This is a genomic window from Bosea sp. 685, assembly GCF_031884435.1.
Classification (GTDB): Bacteria; Pseudomonadota; Alphaproteobacteria; order Rhizobiales; family Beijerinckiaceae; genus Allobosea.
This window is the reverse complement of record NZ_CP134779.1, coordinates 6,318,263-6,339,257: the sequence shown is the minus strand read 5'-3', so window position 1 is coordinate 6,339,257 and position 20,995 is coordinate 6,318,263. Positions and strand designations below refer to the sequence as shown.

Sequence of the window (20,995 nt, the reverse complement as noted above, 5' to 3'; positions counted from 1 at the left end):
GGCGAAGTGGATACCGGTTCGCGTGAAGAAAATGCGTTAAAACAAAAATCTAGGGCAATTGAACGATCCAACTGGATCGAAAATGGCTCTAGAAAACCCGTCCGGGCACCGTCTCGACCATCAATTTCGGACCGGCCGACCGAATCGCAGGCACCGTCCTGCATCGATGCGGCTCTCCCAATCGAGACTTTCACGATGACCGATAAGGCTTCAACGGGCCTCCGCTTCGGGCGGATCGCGGCGATGCTCCCCGTCAAGGACATGGCCAGGGCGCATGATTTCTACGCCGGCACGCTCGGCTTCAGCAAAACCTTCGAAAATGGCGATCCAGTCGGCTTCATGATCCTAAAGCGCGACGGCGCCGAACTGCATCTGACGCTGCAGCCCGACCACAAGGCGGCGCCCTTCAATGTCGCCCATATGATGGTCGAGGATATCGACACCCTCGACGCCATCATTCGCGGCCAGGGCCTGCGCATCCTCAAGGGCCTGCGCGACAAGGATTACGGCCTGCGCGCCTTCGTCTTCGAGGACCCCGACGGCAACCGCATCGACGTTGGAGAGCCGTTGCGGCGGTAGCGTTTCGCAGCCTGCCGGAACCACGCCGTCATCCCGGACAAGCGGCGAAGCCGCGCCGATCCGGGATCCATGCCGGAGCATTGCAGGCATATGTTCAGGAATGGATCCCGGGTCTCCGCCACGCTCCGCCCGGGATGACGGCGTATTTTTGGGGCAGGACAACACACCCCGGAAGACAGCCGGGCAACGTGCCGGCTCGCGCGCCTAGCCCCGCGCGCCAAAAATTGCGCTGCCCACGCGCACATAGGTCGCGCCCATCTGGATCGCTGCTTCGTAATCTGCGCTCATGCCCATCGAGAGGCCGCGTAGGCCATGGCGCGCCGCGATCTTGGCGAGCAGCGCGAAATGCGGCGAGGGCGGCTCATCGGCCGGCGGAATGCACATCAGCCCCGTGATCACGAGGCCGTGATGGACGCGGCAGTTTTCCAGGAACGCATCGATCCCAGCCGGGCTGACGCCGCCCTTTTGCGGCTCGTCGCCGGTGTTGACCTGGACGAACAGGGTCGGAGCCTTGCCGGCGCGCCCGATCTCGCGCGCCAGTTCCTTGGCCAGGCTCTCGCGATCGAGCGAATGGATCGCGTCGAACAATTCGACCGCCTCGCGGGCCTTGTTGGATTGCAGAGGCCCGATCATGTGGAGCTGGGCATCAGGAAAGCGCTGCTTCAGCTCCGGCCATTTGGCCTTGGCCTCCTGGACATAGTTCTCGCCGAAGATGCGCTGTCCGGCCTCCAGCGCCGGCAGAATCGCCTCTGCCGGCATCGTCTTCGAAACCGCGATCAGCGCAACCGAATCGGGCTCGCGCTCGAAATCACGCGCCGCACGCGCAATCGCGGCCCGTGTGGCGGCCAAACGCGTAACCGTATCGCTCATCGGTAGTCCCTTCATGCCCTGTGCAGCGTTGACCGCGTGGCTGCAATGGTGTCCTAGTCCGGGCTCATCCGATCACGCAAGAATTGCCCGTTATCATGGCCGTCGAACGCTACAATCCCAAGGAATCAGAGCCGAAATGGCGCCGTGTCTGGGAGGAGCGCAAGCTCTTCGAGACCCGCAATGACGATCCGCGCCCGAGCTACTACGTCCTCGAGATGTTTCCCTACCCTTCCGGCCGCATCCATATGGGCCATGTCCGCAATTATGCGATGGGTGACGTCGTCGCGCGTTATAAGCGCGCCAAGGGTTTCGCCGTGCTCCATCCGATGGGCTGGGATGCCTTCGGCCTGCCGGCCGAGAACGCCGCCAAGGCCAACAAGGTCCATCCCCGCGAATGGACCTACGCCAATATCGCGACGATGCGGACGCAGCTGCAGTCCATGGGCCTGTCGCTCGACTGGAGCCGGGAGCTCGCGACCTGCGACCCGAGCTATTACAAGCACCAGCAGAAGCTGTTCCTGGACTTCCTCAAGGCCGGGTTGGTCGACCGCAAGACCGCCAAGGTCAACTGGGACCCGGTCGACGAGACCGTGCTCGCCAATGAACAGGTCATCGATGGGCGCGGTTGGCGCTCCGGCGCGCCCGTGGAAATCCGCGAGCTGACGCAGTGGTTCTTCAAGATCACCGACTACGCCCAGGAGCTGCATGACGCGCTGGAAGGCCTGACGCGCTGGCCCGACAAGGTCCGGTTGATGCAGAAGAACTGGATCGGCCGCTCGGAAGGGCTGTTGATTCGTTTCGCTCTCGAATCGAATCCCTATGGCCGCAACGAGCTGGAGATCTACACGACCCGGCCCGACACGCTGTTTGGCGCCAAGTTCATGGCGATCGCGCCTGACCACCCGCTGGCCAAGGCGGCGGCGGAGAACAACCCGGCCCTGCAGGCCTTCATCGAGGACTGCAAGCGCACCGGCACGGCCCAGGAAAACATCGACAAGGCCGAGAAGCTCGGTTTCGACACCGGCATCCGCGCTGTGCATCCCTTTGATAAATCATGGACTTTGCCGGTCTATGTCGCCAATTTCATCCTGATGGACTACGGTACCGGCGCGATCTTCGGCTGCCCGGCCCATGACCAGCGCGACCTCGACTTCGTCAACAAATATGGGCTCGGCGTCACCCCGGTCGTGGCGCCTGAGGGCCAGGACGCCGCGAGCTTCATCATCACCGACACCGCCTATGGCGATGACGGTCGCATGATCAATTCGCGCTTCCTCGACGGTATGACCATTCCGGAAGCGAAAGAAGAAGTCGCCCGTCGGCTGGAAGCCGAGACGCGCGGCAACAGCCCTATCGCCACGCGCAAGGTCAATTTCCGCCTGCGCGACTGGGGCGTTTCGCGCCAGCGCTACTGGGGTTGCCCGATTCCGGTGATCCATTGCGCCGATTGCGGCACGCTGCCGGTGCCCGACGCCGACCTGCCGGTCAAATTGCCCGACGACGTCTCCTTCGACCGGCCCGGCAACCCGCTCGACCATCACCCGACATGGAAGCATGTCGCCTGCCCGCAATGCGGCAAGCCGGCCCGGCGCGAAACCGACACGATGGACACCTTCGTCGATTCGTCCTGGTATTTCGCCCGCTTCACCGATCCCTGGCGCATCGAGAGCCCGACCGACCGGCCGGCCGTCGACCGCTTCCTGCCGGTCGACCAGTATATCGGCGGCGTCGAGCACGCGATCCTGCATCTGCTCTATTCGCGCTTCTTCACCCGCGCCATGAAGGCGACCGGCCATGCCGGGCTGGACGAGCCTTTCGACGGCATGTTCACGCAAGGCATGGTCGTCCATGAGACCTATCGCGGCAAGGACGGCAGCTGGGTCGAGCCGGGCGATGTCCGCATCGAGGTGAACGGCACTGAGCGCCGCGGCTTCCATGTCGATACCGGCGCGCCGATCGAGATCGGCGCCATCGAGAAGATGTCGAAGTCGAAGAAGAATGTCGTCGATCCCGATGACATCATCGCCTCCTACGGCGCCGACACCGCGCGCTGGTTCATGCTCTCCGATTCACCGCCCGACCGCGACGTGATCTGGACCGATGAGGGCGTCCAGGGCGCCGCCCGCTTCGTCCAGCGCCTCTGGCGGCTCGTCGGCGAGATCGCCGAGCGCACCGGCAACAGCGCCGGCATGCCGGCCGCCCTGGGCGAGCAGGCCTTGACGCTGCGCCGCGCCAGCCACCGCGCCTTGCATGCGGTCGGTTTCGATATCGAGCGCCTCGGTTTCAACCGCTGCATCGCCCATATCTATTCGCTGACCAACGCCATCGGCAAAGCGCTCGACGCGGCCGCCGAAAACGCCGCACTCGCGCCGGACGTCGCCTTCGCGCTGCATGAATCCGCCATCATCGCCACGCAACTTGTCGCACCGATGATGCCGCATCTCGCCGAGGAGTGCTGGCAGGCGCTGGGGCAGCCGGGGCTCATCGGCGAGGCTGCTTGGCCTGGTGCCGACGAGACCCTGCTGAAGGACGACAGCATCGTGCTGCCGGTGCAGATCAACGGCAAGAAGCGCGCGGAGGTGACCGTCCCCGCCGATGCGAATACCGTAGCCGTGGAAGCGCTCGCGCGCGCCTCCGAGGCTGTCATCAAGGCGCTTGACGGCCGGGAGATCCGGAAGATCATCGTCGTGCCCGGGAGAATCGTGAATGTCGTCGCCTGAAGCCCAGAACCGGATCCTGTCGCAGCCGGTTCCGACCCGCCGCGTGATGCTGGCCGCCACATTGCTGGCGACGGCCTTCGCCGGGGGCTGCCTGCAACCGCTCTATTCCGAGAACACCACGAGCACTGTCGGCGGCAGCGTCAAGTCGGCGCTGAAGAGCGTCGAAATCCCCCAGATTCAGGGGCTGACCGGCCATTACCTGCGCAATGAACTCGCCTTCGAGCTCGATGGCGGCGGCGAGCCCGATGTTCAGAAGCGCCTGCGTTTCGAGACCAAGATCACCGAATCGATCGAAGTCATTACCGTCGATTACGCCAGCGGCCGCGCCGATTCCGCGATCCTGATCGCAACCGCGACCTGGACGGTGAAGCGCATAGGAGGCGCGGGCGAGACTGTCTCCTCGGGCACCAATGTCGTGCGCGCGCCCTATGAGCGCTCCTCGCAGCGCTTCGCCACGGTGCGTGCCGCGCGCGACGCCCAGATCCGCGCGGCCAAGAGCCTGGCCCAGCTGATCAAGGGGCAGCTCGCCGCCGATCTGGTCTCCGGCTGAAGCGAGAACGCCTGCCATGGTCGCCGTCAAGGCGCATGAGGCCGAGCGCACGCTGGCCAAGCCCGATCCGGCCTGGCGGCTGTTTCTGATCTACGGCCCCGATACGGGCCTGGTCTCGGAGCGCGCAGCCGCGCTGGCGCGCGCCAATGTCGACGACGCCAACGACGCCTTCCAGCTCGTGCGGATGAGCGGCGACGACATCGCCTCCGACCCGCTCAAGCTCGTCGACGAGGCCAACACCATCGGCCTGTTCGGCGGCCGGCGTGCCATCCGCGTCTCCGCCACAGGCAAACTGCTGACGGCGGCCGTCGAACCCTTGCTCGCAACGCCGTCGCGTGACGCCATCGTGATCATCGAGGCCGGCGATCTCCAGCGCAGCAATCCTTTGCGTGTCGCCTGTGAAAAGGCGCGCTCCGCGCTCGCTGTTCCCTGCTACAGCGACGGCGCCCGTGATCTTGGCAGTCTGATCGACGAGATGCTGCGCGCCGCGGGCAAGACCATCGACCGCGTCAATCGCGACCATCTCGCCGGACTGCTCGGCGGCGACCGGCAGACATCGCGGCGCGAGATCGAGAAGCTCCTGCTCTATGTCGGGGCCGATCCCGCGGTCCTGAGCGAGCATATTGAGGCGGTCGTCGGCGACACGGCCCAGCGCGAACAGGCGGCTCTGGTCGATGCCGTCTTCGCCGGGCGCCTGCCGGCGCTCGATCTAGCCTATGCCAAATTGAGCGGGGAGGGCCTCGATCCCGGGGTCATGCTGGGTGCGGTGCTGCGGCAGGCGCTGACGCTGCTCAAATCGCGGCAAAGCGTCGATGCCGGCCGCGGCGTCAAGGACGTCGTTGCGACCATGCGGCTGCCCTTTCCACGTATTCCGGCGATGGAGGCGGCGCTTTCGGCCTGGACGACCGCGAAACTGATGGAGGCCATCTCGCTTCTGGGGGCAGCGACGCTTGCCGTCAGGCGGGACGGCGATATCGCCCGGCCCGCCGCAGTGCGCGCGCTCTGGACCCTGGCGCGTCTCGGCCGTTCCGGAGCGCGTGGAGACTGAAGCATTTTGGAGCAATTTCCGATCCAACTGGATCGAGAATTGCTCGGCTCAGGCCTTCAACCTGCGGCAAAGCGCTTCGAGCTGCTCGAGCGTCTTGTAACCAATCTTCATCTCGCCGGCGCCATTGGCCCGGTGCTGAATCGAGACCGACAGTCCCAGCGCTTCCTCGAGGGCCTTCTCGACCGCGCGGGTATCGGGATCCTTATCGATCTTGGGCTTGCCTGGAACGCTTTTGCTCTCGCCGCGCGATTCGTCCTGAACGATCCGCTCGATGTCACGGACACTGAGCCCTTCGTCCACGATCTTGCGAGCCATCAGTTCCGGCTCCGAAACGGACAGCAAGGCACGGGCATGGCCGGCCGAAACCGCGCCTTCGCTGACCATCTTCCGCACCGATTCCGGCAGTTTGGACAGCCGCAAGGTGTTGGCGACATGGCTGCGGCTCTTGCCGATGACCCGCGCAAGGTCGTTTTGCGTATAATTGAACTCCGCGATCAGCCGCTCATAGCCGGCAGCCTCCTCGATCGCGTTCAGATCGGTGCGCTGAACGTTCTCGACGATGGCGATTTCGAGCGCTTCGCGATCATCAGCCTCGACCAGGATGACCGGCACGTCGTGCAGGCCTGCGCGTTGGGCTGCGCGCCAGCGCCGTTCGCCCGCAATGATCTCGTAGGCGTCGAGCATGTTGGGAATCGAGCGCACGATGATCGGCTGCAGGATGCCGCGCTCGCGAACCGAGGCCGTGAGCTCTTCGAGATCGTCCTCACCGAAGCTGCGCCGTGGATTGCGCGCGCTCGGACGCAGGAATTCGACAGGCACGCGCCTCTGGCCGCGCGCCCGGTCGATCGCTCCGATCTCCTCGCCGACATCGCCGATCAGCGCCGCCAGGCCTCGGCCGAGCCGCGAGCGCCCCTGTTCTTCGGCCATAGCCATCCTCTTGTACTCTCTCGTCTTTTCGTCGTGGTTCAGGCTGCCGCGCGCAGAACGCGCTCGCGCTTGATCACCTCGGAGGCCAGCTTCAGATAGGCCTGCGAACCCGAGCAGCGCAGGTCGTAGAGCAGCACCGGCTTGCCATAGGACGGCGCCTCCGACACCCGGACATTGCGCGGGATCACGGTCTCATAGACCTTGTCGCCGAGGAATTCTCGGACATCCGCCATCACCTGGCCGGACAGGTTGTTGCGCGGATCGTACATCGTCAAAACCACACCCTGGATGACCAGGCGCGGGTTGAGGCCGTTGCGGACCTGCTCGACCGTTTTGAGCAGCTGGCTCAAGCCTTCCAAGGCGAAGAACTCGCATTGCAGCGGCACCAGCACGGCATCCGCCGCAGTCATCGCATTGATGGTGATGAGGCTCAGCGAGGGTGGGCAATCGATCAGCACATAGGTCAGGTCAGAACAGCGCTGGTCATAGACCAGCTCGTCAATCGCGTTCTTCAGGCGATGGGCGCGGTCCTTGGAGGAGGCTATCTCAAGCTCGACGCCAAGCAGATCCAGCGTCGATGGCGCCAGGAACAGACCCGGGACCGCCGTCTCCTGCATCGCCTGCCCAAGACCGACGTCGCCGCACAGGACGTCATAAGTCGAGGATTTACGGCTTTTGCGGTCGATGCCGAGCCCTGTCGAGGCATTGCCCTGCGGGTCGAGATCGACGATCAGCACCTTCTCGCCAATCGCCGCCAGCGCCGTGCCGAGATTGATCGCCGTCGTCGTCTTGCCGACGCCGCCCTTCTGATTCGCGAGCGCCAGCACGCGCGGACGGCGCGGCAGGACAATAGGAGTAAGATCGGTCATGAATCGGCCCGCTTCTCGACCGCACGAACCATCAGGATGCGCGCGGCGCTGTCTGTCACGGAAGAAACCGTTGAGGCCTGAATCTTCCAATATTTAGACGCGTCGGTCAATTCAGCATCTAGATGTTGTCCCTTGGGAAAGAGCCCCAAGGCCCCTGTTCTCAACAGGTCTTTGCACCAGTCCAACAGCAGCGGCAGCGGTGCCAGGGCTCGCGCACAAACCACATCGATTTTACCAGCAAAATCGCCGACCGCATCCTCGATCCGTGCATTGTGAACCTTGACCGGCGCGCCCGTCAAACGCGCGGCATGCCGCAGGAAGGCGCATTTGCGGCTATTGCTCTCGACAAGATGGATCTCGCCCGTCCCCTGCTCCGCCAGGCAAATGCCGATCACCAACCCGGGAAAGCCGCCGCCGGAGCCGAGGTCGAGCCAGCGCTGCGAGTCTCGGGCCAGATCGAAGAGTTGCAGCGAATCCGCGATATGGCGCGTCCAGACATCCTTCAACGTGCTCGAGGACACCAGATTCTTCGCCGCCTGCCAGCGCTCGAGCTCGGCGACGAGGATCGCCAGACGCTCCTCTGTTTCACGTGAAACAGGCGTCAAGCGCAAAGCATGCGCCCTGTCGCTTTTATCAACAGTCATGAATCACGCGATCGGTTCAGGAGCGCGCTGGCGACGCCCACGCCGCGCATGCGCCGCCAGCAAGGTCAGCGCGGCAGGCGTCATGCCCTCGATCCGTGCCGCTTGGGCGAGGTCGGCTGGCCGCTCCGCATTCAGCTTCAGCTTGATCTCGTTGGACAAGCCCGAGATGCCGTCGAGATCGAGATCCTCCGGCACCTTCAGCGCCTGATCGCGCTTATAGGCTTGGATCTCCGCGGATTGGCGATCGAGATAGACCGAATAGACCGCATCCGCTGTCACACGTGAAACAACAGACGGATCATAATCGGCAAGATCCGGCCAGATCACTGCGAGGCTCTCATAGCCGATATCGGGATAGGAGAGCAGCTGGTAGGCGCTCCGCCGCAGGCCATCGCGGTTGAGATGGATCCCGGCCCCTTCCGCTTGTTGCGGCGTGACCCAAACATCCTTCAATCGGGCCTGCAACCGTGCGATGGCAGCGCGTCGGGCTTCGAAATGGTCGCGACGCAGCGAGCTCACCAGGCCAAGCTCCATGCCAAGCGGCGTCAAGCGCTCATCGGCATTGTCGACGCGCAATGACAGGCGAAACTCTGCCCGCGACGTGAACATTCGGTACGGCTCCGTAACCCCGCGCGTGACCAGATCGTCGACCAGAACCCCGATATAGGAGGTGGTGCGCTCGAACACGATCGGCTCGACCCCGCCGGCCCGGCGCGCAGCGTTCAAACCCGCGAACAGCCCTTGCGCGCCCGCCTCTTCATAACCTGTCGTGCCGTTGATCTGGCCCGCCAGGAACAAGCCTCGGACGGCGCGCGTCTCCAGCGTGTTCCTCAAGGCGCGTGGATCGACGAAGTCGTACTCGATCGCATAGCCGGGGCGCAGCATGGTGGCACGCTCCAGGCCCGGAATCGTCTTGAGCACGCCGAGCTGCACATCCTCCGGCAGGGAGGTCGAGATGCCGTTGGGATAGACCGTGTCATCGTCAAGCCCCTCGGGCTCAAGGAAGATCTGGTGGCCGTCGCGGTCGCCGAAGCGACCGACCTTGTCCTCGATCGAGGGGCAGTAGCGCGGCCCGCGGCCCTCGATCTGGCCGGAGAACATCGGAGCGCGGTGGAGATTGGCGCGGATCAAATCATGAGTCGCCAAAGTCGTGCGCGTAATCCCGCAGGAGATCTGCGGCGTGGTGATCGCCGTGGTCAACGCCGAGAAAGGCTCGGGCGGATCGTCGCCGGCCTGCATTTCGAGCGCCGCCCAATCGATCGTGCGCCCATCCAGACGCGGTGGGGTGCCAGTCTTGAGGCGGCCAAGCGGAAAGCCATGGCGCTCCAAGGTCGCAGACAGCCCCAGCGAAGGCGCCTCATCGACACGCCCGGCCGGAATCTTGGCCTCGCCGATATGGATCAAGCCGCGCAGGAAGGTTCCGGTCGTCAAGACGACTGTTCCGGTAGCGAATCGACGTCCATCCGCCAGAATCACGGCGCTGACCTGGTCGTCCTCGATCGCGATATCGAACACCTCGCCGGCGACGATCTCGAGATTGCCCTGCTCAGCTAATAAATCCTGAACAGCCAGGCGATAAAGCTTGCGATCCGCCTGGGCCCTGGGACCGCGCACGGCGGGACCTTTGCGGCGGTTCAGCATGCGGAACTGAATGCCGGCCCGGTCGGCTGCCCGCGCCATGACGCCATCGAGCGCATCGATCTCGCGGACAAGATGCCCCTTGCCGAGACCGCCGATCGCCGGATTGCAGGACATCACGCCGATCGTCTCCGGTCGATGCGTGATCAGTGCGGTGCGCGCGCCAAGCCGCGCGGCTGCACTCGCCGCCTCGGCGCCGGCATGGCCGCCACCGACCACGATCACGTCGTAGCGCGTTTCGACAACAGGAAGAGACATGCGGATTCGCTAGCGAAGCCCGGCCCGGGGGTCAATGATTATAAGGCGATGAGCCCTCGTTTCACGTGAAACGGCCGGAATTATGGAGGCGATGCCTTCCGCTTGCTATTTACCGATGCAGAAGCCGGAAAAGAGCTGGTCGAGAACATCCTCGACATCGATGCGTCCGACCAAGCGCTCCAGCGCCGTCACCGCTAGGCGAACTTCTTCAGCCAGCAACTCGACCTGGCCGTGCCGGGCATCGAGCGCGCGCTCCAGCGCAAGCGCCGCATCGGAGACCGCGACACGGTGCCGCTCACGCGTCAGCAATGCCGGTTCGGGCTGCGAGAGCGCCCCGAGCTCGGCAATAATGCTCGCCAACAGATCATCCAAGCCCGCACCCGTCTGGGACGAAACCGCGATCTCGCCGGGCAAAGCCTGACCCGCCAGATCGCTTGCCAGATCGGCCTTCGTGGCGATGCAAAGCGTCTTTTGAATCGAGGCGAAACGATCCGGAAGCGAATCGATTGCCCGAAGCTTGAGAACGAGATCCGCTCGCGCGACCAAATCCAGGGCCCGCCTGACGCCCTCGGCTTCGATTGCCTCAGTGCTTTCGCGCAAACCCGCCGTATCGACCAGCGTGACCGGCAAACCCGCCAGATCGAGCCGCACCTCGATCGCATCCCGCGTCGTCCCCGCCATCGCCGAGACGATGGCGACATCGCGGCGGGCAAGCGCATTGAGCAGGCTCGACTTTCCGGCATTGGGCGGGCCGGCAAGGACCACGACAAAACCCTCACGGACGCGTTCGCCCATGGCAAAGCTGCCAAGAGCCTCGCGCAACTCCGCGACGATGCCTGCTGCGATCGCCAGCGCCTCATCGACGAGCGGCCCCGAGACATCGCCCTCGTCGGAGAAGTCGATATCCGCAGCAAGCAGTGCCATCGCCTCGATCAATCGGCTCCGCCACGCTGCCGCCTGCTTGCCGAGTGTGCCGGTCATCTGGCGCAACGCCTGCCGGCGCTGCCATTCCGTTTCCGAATCGATCAGGTCCGCCAGGCCCTCGACAGCGGCAAGATCGAGCTTCCCGGCTTCAAAGGCCCGCCGGGTGAATTCACCGGGCTCGGCAAGTCTCACCCCAGGCAGATGCGTCAGGACGTTCAGCAGACGGGCGATGATGGCCCTTGCGCCATGAACCTGGAACTCGGCGATATCCTCACCTGAAAAGCTCGCCGGCGCGGGAAAATACAGCACAAGCCCGGTATCGATGACCTCGCCGTCCTCGTCCCGCAGTTGCCGCAAGACGGCATGGCGCGGTTGGGGAATTCCCCCCGCGACCGTTTCGAGTACGAATCGAACCCGGGAGCCGGATATCCGGATGACGGCGACGCCCGCCCGCCCGCTGCCGGAGGACAGGGCGACGATCGTCGGATAGGCTGCTGCGTCGCTCATCTCTCGAACACCATGCTGCGCCCGGCCCCAACCTGGCTTTGGCGCCCGGCCGGAAAGCCACGCCGATGAACCGTCTCGCGGACGCCGCCAGCCCCTATCTCCTGCAGCATAAGGACAACCCGGTTCACTGGTGGGAATGGAGCGAGGCCGCCTTCGCCGAGGCCAAGCGCAGCGGCCGGCCGGTCATGCTCTCGGTCGGTTACGCCGCCTGCCATTGGTGCCATGTCATGGCGCATGAAAGTTTCGAGGATCCTGCAACCGCGGCGGTGATGAACGAGCTCTTCGTGAACATCAAGGTCGACCGCGAGGAAAGGCCCGATATCGACCATGTCTATATGAGCGCGCTGCACAGCCTGGGCGAGCAGGGCGGCTGGCCGCTGACCATGTTCCTGACCGCTGATGGCGACCCGTTCTGGGGCGGCACCTATTTCCCGCCCGAAGCGCGCTATGGCCGGCCCTCCTTCACCGGCGTGCTGAAACAGCTCGCGGCGATCCACCGGCAGGATCCCGACCGCATCGCGCGCAATGCCGCCGCCATTCGCGCCGCCTTGTCCCAGACTGAGGCCTTCGCGACGGACGGCGCCGGCAAACCCGATCTCGATGCGCTTGCGGGCCAGGTCGCCGGCGCCTTCGATCCACATCATGGTGGCCTGCGCGGCGCGCCAAAATTCCCCAATCCCGGCCTGATCGAAATGCTCTGGCGCCATGGCGCGCGCACAGGCTCCCCCGCGACGCTGGCGCCTGCCCTCAGGACACTGGAGCGGATGGCGCGTGGCGGCATCCATGACCATCTCGGCGGCGGCTTCGCCCGCTATTCCGTCGATGAGCGCTGGCTCGCCCCGCATTTCGAGAAGATGCTCTACGACAACGCCCAATTGCTCAACCTCTATGCCCTGGAGGCCGCCCGCAGCGCCGATCCGCTGATGAGGATGGCGGCTGAGGGCATCGTCGCCTGGCTCGCACGCGACATGCTGCTGCCGGAGGGTGCTTTTGCCGCCAGCCTCGATGCCGATTCCGAAGGCGTCGAGGGCAAGTTTTATGTCTGGACCGCGCGCGGGCTCGAAACGCATCTCTCGGCGGAAGAGGCCCGCCTGCTCGCACTCCATTACGACGTGACCGCGCACGGCAATTGGGAAGAGGTCGCTATCCTTAATCGCCTGGAAACGCCGGATCCCGATCCCGAGACGGCGACCGTCCTGGCCGGAATTCGCGAACGATTGCTCGCTATCCGGGCCAAGCGGATTCCGCCCGCTTGCGACGACAAGATCCTGGCCGACTGGAATGGCATGATGATCGCGGCGCTGACGCGGGCCTCCGGCCTGCTCGGCCGCAAGGACTGGCTCGCGCTTGCCCAGCGCGCCTACCATTTCGTCGCCGAATCGATGACCGATGGTGACGGGCTCGCCCATTCCTATCGCAAGGGCCGCCTGATCAAGCCCGGCTTCGCGCTCGATCATGCCGCCATGGCGGATGCGGCGCTGGCGCTGCATGACGCGACATTCGCCCAGCACTACCTCGATGATGCCCAGCGCTGGAGCGCACATCTGCAGCGGCACTACCTCAGCGGCGCGACCAATCTACTCGGTATGACTCTTATGGAAAACAAGGGCTTGCCGGTCATACCGCGCCCGACCCATGACGACGCCGTGCCCAACGCCAACGGGATTCATGCCACCAATCTGCTGCGGCTGGCGATCAAAAGCGGGGAGGCAGCGGATCGCGATCGCGCCGATGCGTTCCTTGGCGCTGCGCTGGCGGCGGCCGAACGCGCACCCATGGCGCATGGCTCGATCCTGAACGCCTATGATCTGGCGCGGCATGGTGTGGAGATCGTGCTGGCGGGGTCGGAGAGGGCGGCACTGCACCAGGCGGCACTTGCCCTGCCCTATACAGTGACGACCCTGGTCGATTGCCCGGATCCGTCGAGCCTGCCGGCCGAGCACCCAGCCGCCGCAATGGCGCGCCAGGCTGGTACCGGGGCGGCCTTCATCTGCTTTGCCGGGCGCTGCCTGCCGCCCGTCACGGATCCGAATCGATTGGCCCAGGCCGTCAGTGACGGCCGTTGAAACCGCGCGACCCTTCCCAAAGTCGACATGTCGCAAATCAGCTCAACATGATCGCGGCTGCAAACCGCTCTGAGACCGTCTCTTCTGCATAAAGAAAAGGGCCGCTCGCGCGGCCCTTTCCATATCCGCAGCTGAGCGGATGCCCTCTCCCCCAAGGGGAAAATCAGGTGTTCATCGAATCGAAGAAGTCCGCGTTCTGTTTGGTCTGGCGCAGTTTGTCCATCAGGAACTCGATCGCGTCCTGCGGGCCCATCGGATTCAGGATGCGGCGCAGCACATAGGTCTTGGCCAGCACATCCTTGGGCGTGATGAGCTCTTCCTTGCGGGTGCCGGATTTGAGGATGTCGATCGCCGGGAAGATGCGCTTGTCGGCGACCTTGCGGTCGAGGATCACCTCGGAGTTGCCGGTGCCCTTGAACTCTTCGAAGATGACTTCGTCCATGCGGCTGCCGGTATCGATCAGCGCGGTCGCGACGATGGTCAGCGAGCCGCCCTCTTCGATATTACGCGCCGCACCGAAGAAGCGCTTGGGCCGCTGCAGGGCGTTGGCGTCGACACCACCGGTCAGCACCTTGCCGGAGGAGGGCACCACGGTGTTGTAGGCGCGGCCCAGACGCGTGATCGAATCGAGCAGGATGACGACGTCGCGGCCATGCTCGACCAGGCGCTTGGCCTTCTCGATCACCATCTCGGCGACCTGGACGTGGCGCGAGGCCGGCTCGTCGAAGGTCGAGGAGACGACCTCGCCCTTCACCGAGCGCTGCATGTCGGTGACTTCCTCGGGCCGCTCGTCGATCAGCAGCACGATCAGATAGCATTCCGGGTGGTTGGTCGTGATCGACTGCGCGATGTTCTGCAGCAGCACGGTCTTACCGGTGCGCGGCGGTGCCACGATCAGGGCGCGCTGGCCCTTGCCGATCGGCGAGACGATGTCGATGACGCGGGCCGAGAAATCCTTCTTCGTCGCGTCCGGCACTTCCATGCGCAGGCGCTCATCGGGATAGAGCGGCGTCAAATTGTCGAAGTTGATCTTGTGCTTGATCCGCTCGGGATCCTCGAAATTGATCGTATTGACCTTGAGCAGCGCGAAATAGCGTTCGCCATCCTTGGGGCCACGAATCGGGCCTTCGACCGTATCGCCGGTGCGCAAACCGAATTTGCGGATCTGCGTCGGCGAGACATAGATGTCGTCGGGACCCGGCAGATAATTGGAATCCGACGAGCGCAGGAAGCCGAAACCGTCAGGCAGAACCTCGACCACACCCTCGCCGAGGATCTCTGTGTCCTTCGCCGCGAGCTGCTTCAGGATCGCGAACATCAGCTCCTGCTTGCGCATCGTGCTGGCGTTCTCGACCTCGAGCCCCTCGGAGAAGGTCAGAAGTTCGGTCGGAGATTTGACCTTGAGGTCTTGGAGCTTGATTTCCCGCATGGGGCACCCGGATCGTGAAAGCCCCTGCGAAACGAACAGGGGTCAGGAGGTAACGGAGAAGAACGTCAGGTCCAGGACGGACCAGCGTTGCGGTTGCGCGCCATGAGCGTCTGCGCAGGCAGCGGGCTCACGAACCATCGGCAACAGGGAATACGCCAAACGAGCGCAGGGGCTTGATAGCGGGATTCTCAGCTGGGCTCAAGCGGGAAACGACACGGCGCCGTCCCCCATAAGAGCAGGATGCGAAAAAGTGGGAACCGGTTTTCGCAATCGATCCTGCTCTCACTCTTCGACTCTAGAAAACCGCTCACGCCGACGTGAAATTCAGAACGGCAAATCAGAACGGCTTGACGATGACGAGGATCACGATCAGCGCCATCAAGACGGCTGGAACCTCGTTGATGATACGATAGAACCGCGCGCTCTTGAGGTTGCGATCCTCGGCGAAGGCACGGACCCGTCCCACCAGATAGCCATGGATGCCCGACAGGATGAAGACCAGCAGGATCTTCCCGTGCAGCCAGCCGCCCTTGAAGCCGAAACCCGACCAGGCGAGGTAAAGGCCCAGGATCCAGGTCACGATCATCGAGGGCGTCATGATGCCCTTGAGCAGCCGCCGCTCCATGATCTTGAAGGTCTCGGACTGGATCGACCCGGTCTGCGCCTCCGCGTGATAGACCATCAGGCGCGGCAGATAGAGCATGCTCGCCATCCAGGCGATCACCGCCATGACGTGAAAGGCCTTGATCCATTCATACATCGCGATGGTCCTCCCTCAGGCCCTGACGGCGGCGATCAGCCGCTCGACATGCGCGATCGGGGTGTCGGGCAAAATGCCGTGACCCAGATTGAAAACGAAGGGCTTTGCACCGAAAGCCGATCTGATCGCGGCGACCTCGCGCTCCAGCTCCGGCCCCCCGGCGCGCAGGATCAACGGATCGAGATGGCCCTGGACAGGCACCAGCGATTGGATCGCATCGCGCGCAAAGCCCCGGTCGATGTCGGTTTCGAGTCCAGCGGCATTGACGCCCGTCGCCGTGACATAACCCGGGATGAGCGCGCCGGCACCACGAGGGAACCCGATGATACGGGTCCCGGGATGATGCGCCCGCACGCCCTCGACGATCCGCTTCGTCGGCGCGATGCACCAGCGCTCGAACTCTGCCGGCCCCAGCGATCCCGCCCAGCTGTCGAAGATCTGCACCGCATCGACGCCGGCTTCGATCTGGGCGTTGAGATAATCGATCGACGAGACGACGATCCGATCGATCAGGCGCTGGAATAAATCCGGATCGCGCATGAACAGCTCTTTCGCCGGCCCCTGATCCGGAGTGCCTCGACCGGCCACCATATAGGTCGCCACGGTCCAGGGCGCGCCACAGAAGCCAATCAGGGCAGTCTCCCTGGGCAGGGCCGCTCTCACCCGGCGCACCGTCTCGATGATCGGCGCAAGCTTGTCCTGGTCGGCCTGCCCATCGATCGCGCGCAAGCGCTGCTCATCGGCTACCGGCTCGAGGCGCGGACCTTCGCCCTCGACGAACCAGAGGGCCTGCCCGAGTGCTTGCGGGATGACGAGAATGTCCGAGAACAGGATCGCGGCATCAAAACCAAAGCGCCGGATTGGCTGCAAGGTGACCTCGGCGGCAAGCTCCGGGTTGTAGCAGAGCGCGAGGAAGCTTCCGGCCTTGGCGCGAAGCTCACGATATTCCGGCAGATATCGGCCAGCCTGCCGCATCAGCCAGAGCGGGGGAGTGACCAGTGTCTCTCCATCGAGTGCCCGCAGGAAAACCGGTTTGCTATGCGTCGACATTCTCGGGTCCAGACCATCGCTCTCGATCTCTTCTAAATATGATTCTTGAGAGAGAATCTTCTTTTTTGACTCTTGGGGGCAGGCACAGGCTTAGCCGCAAGGCCATCCACAGCTGTTCCACAGCTCGTGGACCCTCATGGCCGGAATGTGGCGACGGCGATCGAGATCGTTAAGGCTTTCTTAACCAATTGGAATCCGGGTCGGGCCTCCAACCTCGAAAATGATTCACGTGAAACATCGCTGAACCTGACCACAGCCTTTTGCCTGTTGATCGAAATGGGGGGTTATACACGCCGCTCTCCAGAGGCCTCCGGGACGCTCGGTTGTCCACACTCATCCCCTGCTCCGTGAATTAGCCCGCCCTGCCGATAGCCTTCCGGCCCAATTTGCATTGTCTGCTCAGCACGCTAGAGGTGGCGCAGCTCGTAAATCCGGGAGCCAACGTGGCCCGCAATTATTTTCACCTCCATCTCGTCTCGGACGCGACCGGCGAAACGCTGATCGCGGTCAGTCGCGCAGCTGCCGCGCAATATGAGACGGTCTCGGCGATCGAGCATGTCTATCCGCTCGTCCGTTCCGAGGCACAGCTCGCCCGGGTGCTGGCGGAGATCGAGGCTTCGCCTGGCGTCGTGCTCTACACCCTGGTCGAACCGGAATGGTCGGCGCGGCTCGAGACGTTTTGCCGCGATCTCGGCTGCCCCTGCCTGTCAGTGCTCAACCCGGTGCTGTCGCTGTTCCAGTCCTATCTCGGCCAGGCCTCGGCGCCGAAGCCGGGCGCCCAGCACGTCCTCAATGCGGAATATTTCCGCCGCATCGACGCGATGAACTACACGCTGCTGCATGATGACGGGCAGCTCGGTGGCGATCTCGAAAGCGCCGATGTCATCCTGGTCGGCATCAGCCGAACCTCGAAGACGCCGACCTCGATCTATCTTGCCAATCGCGGCATCAAGACCGCCAACATCCCGCTCGTGCCGCATGTGCCATTGCCGCCGGAGCTCGAGCAGCTGAAGAAACCCCTGGTCGTCGGCCTCGTCGCCAGCGCCGATCGCATCGTCCAGATCCGGCAGAACCGCCTGCTCTCGCTCAAGGCCGATGACGAGACGCCCTATGTCGACCCTGCCATGGTAGCTGACGAGGTCGCGCAATCGCGCCGGCTTTGTGCTCGTAAGGGCTGGCCGGTGATCGACGTCACCCGCCGCTCGATCGAGGAGACGGCAGCCGCAATCCTCGATTTGCTGCGCGACCACCGCATGAAGTTCATCGCGACATGACGAGCGCAGCCGCGCTCTGGCTTGGCTCGGCTCCGCTCGTGCTGGCCTCGGGCAGCGCGACGCGGCGCGAGATGCTGCTCGCAGCCGGCATTCCGGTCGAGGTGATCAAGCCCGACATCGATGAACGCGCCATCGAAGCCTCCCTGCTGAAACGGGGTCTGCCGGGCGAAGACGCGGCTCTCGAACTTGCGCGCGCCAAGGCGTTGGCGGTGTCAAAGGCTCATGCCCAGCGCATCGTGCTCGGCGCCGATCAGACATTGATCTGTGAGGGGGTCAGTCATCACAAGCCTGCTGATGCCGCAGAGGCCCGTGCCCAAATTGCCGAGCTGTCGGGTCGGACGCACCAGCTGCGCTCGGCCTTCGTCCTGGCGCATGCCGGCGAGGTGGTGGCGCAGGGCGCCCAGATCGCCCATCTGACCATGCGCGGGCTGAGCCCGGATTTCATTGCGGCCTATGTCGATGCGATGGGCCCGTCTGCTTTTGCCAGCGTCGGCGGTTACCAGATCGAAGGGCTCGGCACCCAGCTCTTCGCCAACGTCGAAGGCGACCATTTCACCATTCTCGGCCTGCCGCTCCTTGCCGTCCTCGCTGCCTTGCGCGATCACGGCCTGCTCGCACGCTGACCTGCGGACCGCTACCTGCCATGCCTCTTCGCTGCTTCGTCATCGGCCATCCGATTGCCCATTCGAGATCGCCGCTGATTCATGGAACCTGGCTCGAGCAGCACGGGCTCGACGGTTCCTATGAGCGTATCGATGTCGCACCCTCCGATCTGCCGGGCTTCGTCGCGCGCATCCGGGCCGGCGAGTTCGCAGGTGGCAATGTCACCGTCCCGCATAAGGAAGCGGTTCTGTCCCTGCTCGACGAGATCAGCGAGGCGGCGCGCACTATCGGCGCGGTCAATACGATCTGGCGCGAGAACGGACGGCTTTGCGGAGACAACACCGACGCTGCCGGTTTCCTCGGCCATCTCGATGCGACTGTGCCGGGCTGGCAGGATGGGGTTCGCACGGTGCTGCTGGTCGGGGCCGGAGGCGCGGCGCGCGCGATCGCCTATGCGCTGAAGAGCCGTGGTGTGGCGCGCATCATCCTGGCCAATCGTGGCCGAGAGCGGGCCAATGAGCTCGCCCGGGTTCTCGGCGCGCCGCTGCAGGCGCGCGACTGGGACGAGCGCGACGCGCTGGTCGGAGAGGCGGATCTCATCGTCAACACGACCTCGCTCGGCATGAAGGGCCAGCCGCCATTGGCTCTCGACCTGGCGCGCCTGCGCCCCGGCACGATCGTCGACGACATTGTCTATGTGCCACTGAAGACGGCGCTGCTGACGCAGGCTGAACAGCGCGGCGGCACCCTTGTCGACGGCCTCGGCATGCTGCTGCATCAGGCCGTGCCCGGATTCACGCGCTGGTTCGGGGTGACGCCGGTGGTGACGTCGGCCCTGCGCGCAAGGCTCGAAAGGGATATCCTGGGGGCCTGATTCGGCGGGACCCCCTGGCCACCCCATGATCTTCATCCCATGACCTTCATCCTCGGACTCACCGGCTCGATCGGGATGGGGAAATCGACGACCGCGGCCTTCTTCCGCGCGCGCGGCGTGCCGGTGCATGATGCCGATGCTTGCGTTCACGCGCTCTATCGCGGCCGCGCCGCGCCATTGATCGGCGAGGCCTTTCCCGGTGTCGTTCATGATGGGATGGTCGATCGCGCGCGCCTCTCGGCGGCGGTGGTCGGACAGGCGGAGGCGCTGAAACACTTGGAGGGCATCATCCATCCGCTTGTCCGCGAGGAGGAGGAGGCCTTCCTCTGGAACAGCCGCAAGGCAGGGGCGGGGCTTGTCGTGCTCGATATCCCCCTGCTGCTGGAGACCGGCGGGCAGGGACGTTGCGATGCCGTGCTCGTCGTCACCGCCCCGGCTGAGGTCCAGCGCAGGCGCGTCCTGGCGCGCCCGGAGATGACGGAGGAGAAGTTCGCCGCCATCCTCACCCGCCAGATGCCGGATGCGCAGAAGCGCCGCCAGGCCCATTTCCTTGTGGACACGGGCGGCGGTCTGCTGGCCGCGCAGCGGCAGGTGAGTTCTATCCTGAGCGTCCTCGCCGGCCGCCCCGGTCGCAGGCTTCCAGTGGAGAGCGCCGCTCATGCGTGAAATCGTCCTCGATACCGAGACGACCGGCGTCGAAGCCAATAACGGCGATCGCATCGTCGAAATCGGTTGCGTCGAGCTGGTTAATCACTGCCCGAGCGGGCGTAATTTTCACGTTTACATCAATCCCGAGCGCTCGATGCCGGACGGTGCCTTCAGAGTCCACGGCCTCTCCGAAGCCTTCCTCTCCGACAAGCCGCTCTTTGCGGCGATCGCTGACGGCTTCATCGATTTCATCGGCGATGCGCGACTCGTCATCCACAACGCGGCCTTCGACATCGGCTTCCTCAACATGGAATTGAAGCGCCTCGGGCGCGGGCCGATCGAGCCCGCCCGGGTCGTCGACACGCTTGCCATGGCGCGCCGGAAGCATCCGGGCGCCTCCAACAGCCTGGATGCGCTCTGCTCGCGTTACGGCATCGACAACACCCGCCGCACCAAACACGGCGCGCTGCTCGACTCCGAAATCCTGGCCGAGGTCTATATCGAGCTGATCGGCGGCAAGCAGACCTCGCTCGGCCTGGGTGTTGCGATGGCGGGTGACGGTGGCGGACTCGGCGGCGTCGCGATCGAGCGTCCGCAGCGCCAGCGGCCTCTCGCTTCCCGTCTCGACGACGCAACCATCGCTGCCCACGAGACCTTTATCCGCACGCTCAAGACACCGCTCTGGAGCGGCTATCTCGGCCTGACCGACGAGGCCTGAATCGATTCGCGTCCAGTCGCCATTGCGAGCCTAAGCGAA

At 64.4% G+C, this 20,995-nt stretch carries 19 protein-coding genes; 10 read left to right on the top strand and 9 right to left on the bottom strand.

Annotated elements, in window-relative coordinates:
• Positions 1–195 precede the first annotated feature (195 nt).
• Complete coding sequence (locus RMR04_RS30820) at positions 196–579, top strand: glyoxalase superfamily protein (RefSeq protein ID WP_311912293.1); 384 nt, start codon at positions 196–198, stop codon at positions 577–579.
• A gap of 204 nt (positions 580–783) precedes the next feature.
• Here the strand turns inward: RMR04_RS30820 and RMR04_RS30815 are convergent, their stop codons facing one another.
• The gene (locus RMR04_RS30815) at positions 784–1,449 is read right to left on the bottom strand and encodes a YggS family pyridoxal phosphate-dependent enzyme (RefSeq protein WP_311912292.1); all 666 of its coding nucleotides are present in this window, start codon (positions 1,447–1,449) and stop codon (positions 784–786) included.
• 95 nt (positions 1,450–1,544) lie between these two features.
• Here RMR04_RS30815 and leuS point away from each other — a divergent pair, with 95 nt between their 5' ends.
• Genes leuS through holA form a run of 3 tightly spaced genes read left to right on the top strand, consistent with a single transcriptional unit; the run spans position 1,545 to position 5,767 of the window.
• Complete coding sequence (gene leuS / locus RMR04_RS30810; RefSeq protein ID WP_311912291.1) at positions 1,545–4,169, top strand: leucine--tRNA ligase; 2,625 nt, start codon at positions 1,545–1,547, stop codon at positions 4,167–4,169.
• Complete coding sequence (lptE, locus tag RMR04_RS30805; protein ID WP_311912290.1) at positions 4,156–4,719, top strand: LPS assembly lipoprotein LptE; 564 nt, start codon at positions 4,156–4,158, stop codon at positions 4,717–4,719. Before leuS ends, lptE begins: the two co-directional genes overlap by 14 nt.
• A 16-nt stretch (positions 4,720–4,735) precedes the next feature.
• Positions 4,736–5,767 (top strand): DNA polymerase III subunit delta, encoded by a 1,032-nt coding sequence (gene holA, locus RMR04_RS30800; protein WP_311912289.1) that lies wholly within the window; start codon positions 4,736–4,738, stop codon positions 5,765–5,767.
• A gap of 48 nt (positions 5,768–5,815) precedes the next feature.
• Here the strand turns inward: holA and RMR04_RS30795 are convergent, their stop codons facing one another.
• The 5 genes from RMR04_RS30795 to mnmE form a co-directional block, all read right to left on the bottom strand.
• Positions 5,816–6,694, bottom strand: coding sequence for a ParB/RepB/Spo0J family partition protein (locus RMR04_RS30795; protein WP_311912288.1), 879 nt, complete (start codon positions 6,692–6,694; stop codon positions 5,816–5,818).
• Between the two features lie 38 nt (positions 6,695–6,732).
• Entirely contained in the window at positions 6,733–7,563 is an 831-nt protein-coding gene (locus tag RMR04_RS30790) for a ParA family protein (RefSeq protein ID WP_311912287.1), read from the bottom strand.
• Positions 7,560–8,207 carry a 16S rRNA (guanine(527)-N(7))-methyltransferase RsmG gene (gene rsmG, locus RMR04_RS30785; protein ID WP_311912286.1) on the bottom strand — a complete coding sequence of 216 codons (648 nt, stop codon included), beginning with the start codon at positions 8,205–8,207 and terminating at the stop codon, positions 7,560–7,562. Before rsmG ends, RMR04_RS30790 begins: the two co-directional genes overlap by 4 nt.
• Before the next feature lie 3 nt (positions 8,208–8,210).
• Positions 8,211–10,103: a tRNA uridine-5-carboxymethylaminomethyl(34) synthesis enzyme MnmG gene (mnmG, locus tag RMR04_RS30780; protein ID WP_311912285.1), complete on the bottom strand. Its 1,893-nt coding sequence runs from the start codon at positions 10,101–10,103 to the stop codon at positions 8,211–8,213.
• Positions 10,104–10,208: 105 nt separating this feature from the next.
• Entirely contained in the window at positions 10,209–11,534 is a 1,326-nt protein-coding gene (gene mnmE, locus RMR04_RS30775; RefSeq protein WP_311912284.1) for a tRNA uridine-5-carboxymethylaminomethyl(34) synthesis GTPase MnmE, read from the bottom strand.
• Positions 11,535–11,599: 65 nt separating this feature from the next.
• Between mnmE and RMR04_RS30770 the strand changes: the two genes are divergently transcribed.
• A complete protein-coding gene (locus RMR04_RS30770) occupies positions 11,600–13,600 on the top strand; it encodes a thioredoxin domain-containing protein (protein ID WP_311912283.1) in 2,001 nt (666 codons plus the stop codon).
• Between the two features lie 163 nt (positions 13,601–13,763).
• Here the strand turns inward: RMR04_RS30770 and rho are convergent, their stop codons facing one another.
• The 3 genes from rho to hemE all read right to left on the bottom strand — a co-directional run bounded on the left by rho (position 13,764) and on the right by hemE (position 16,839).
• Complete coding sequence (gene rho / locus RMR04_RS30765; protein WP_069689081.1) at positions 13,764–15,029, bottom strand: transcription termination factor Rho; 1,266 nt, start codon at positions 15,027–15,029, stop codon at positions 13,764–13,766.
• Positions 15,030–15,366: 337 nt separating this feature from the next.
• Complete coding sequence (hemJ, locus tag RMR04_RS30760) at positions 15,367–15,795, bottom strand: protoporphyrinogen oxidase HemJ (RefSeq protein ID WP_410492303.1); 429 nt, start codon at positions 15,793–15,795, stop codon at positions 15,367–15,369.
• A gap of 9 nt (positions 15,796–15,804) precedes the next feature.
• Positions 15,805–16,839, bottom strand: a complete 1,035-nt coding sequence (gene hemE, locus RMR04_RS30755) for a uroporphyrinogen decarboxylase (protein WP_311912282.1) — start codon at positions 16,837–16,839, stop codon at positions 15,805–15,807.
• 443 nt (positions 16,840–17,282) lie between these two features.
• Between hemE and RMR04_RS30750 the strand changes: the two genes are divergently transcribed.
• From RMR04_RS30750 to dnaQ, 5 genes are read left to right on the top strand one after another with little or no spacing between them, the layout of a single operon-like run.
• Positions 17,283–18,113, top strand: coding sequence for a pyruvate, water dikinase regulatory protein (locus RMR04_RS30750; RefSeq protein ID WP_311912281.1), 831 nt, complete (start codon positions 17,283–17,285; stop codon positions 18,111–18,113).
• Entirely contained in the window at positions 18,110–18,736 is a 627-nt protein-coding gene (locus RMR04_RS30745) for a Maf family protein (RefSeq protein ID WP_311912280.1), read from the top strand. Before RMR04_RS30750 ends, RMR04_RS30745 begins: the two co-directional genes overlap by 4 nt.
• Positions 18,737–18,756: 20 nt before the next feature.
• Entirely contained in the window at positions 18,757–19,590 is an 834-nt protein-coding gene (locus RMR04_RS30740; protein WP_311912279.1) for a shikimate dehydrogenase, read from the top strand.
• Positions 19,591–19,629: 39 nt separating this feature from the next.
• A complete protein-coding gene (gene coaE / locus RMR04_RS30735) occupies positions 19,630–20,256 on the top strand; it encodes a dephospho-CoA kinase (protein WP_311912278.1) in 627 nt (208 codons plus the stop codon).
• Entirely contained in the window at positions 20,249–20,956 is a 708-nt protein-coding gene (dnaQ, locus tag RMR04_RS30730; protein ID WP_311912277.1) for a DNA polymerase III subunit epsilon, read from the top strand. The genes coaE and dnaQ overlap by 8 nt, the downstream gene beginning before the upstream one ends.
• Positions 20,957–20,995: the final 39 nt, after the last annotated feature.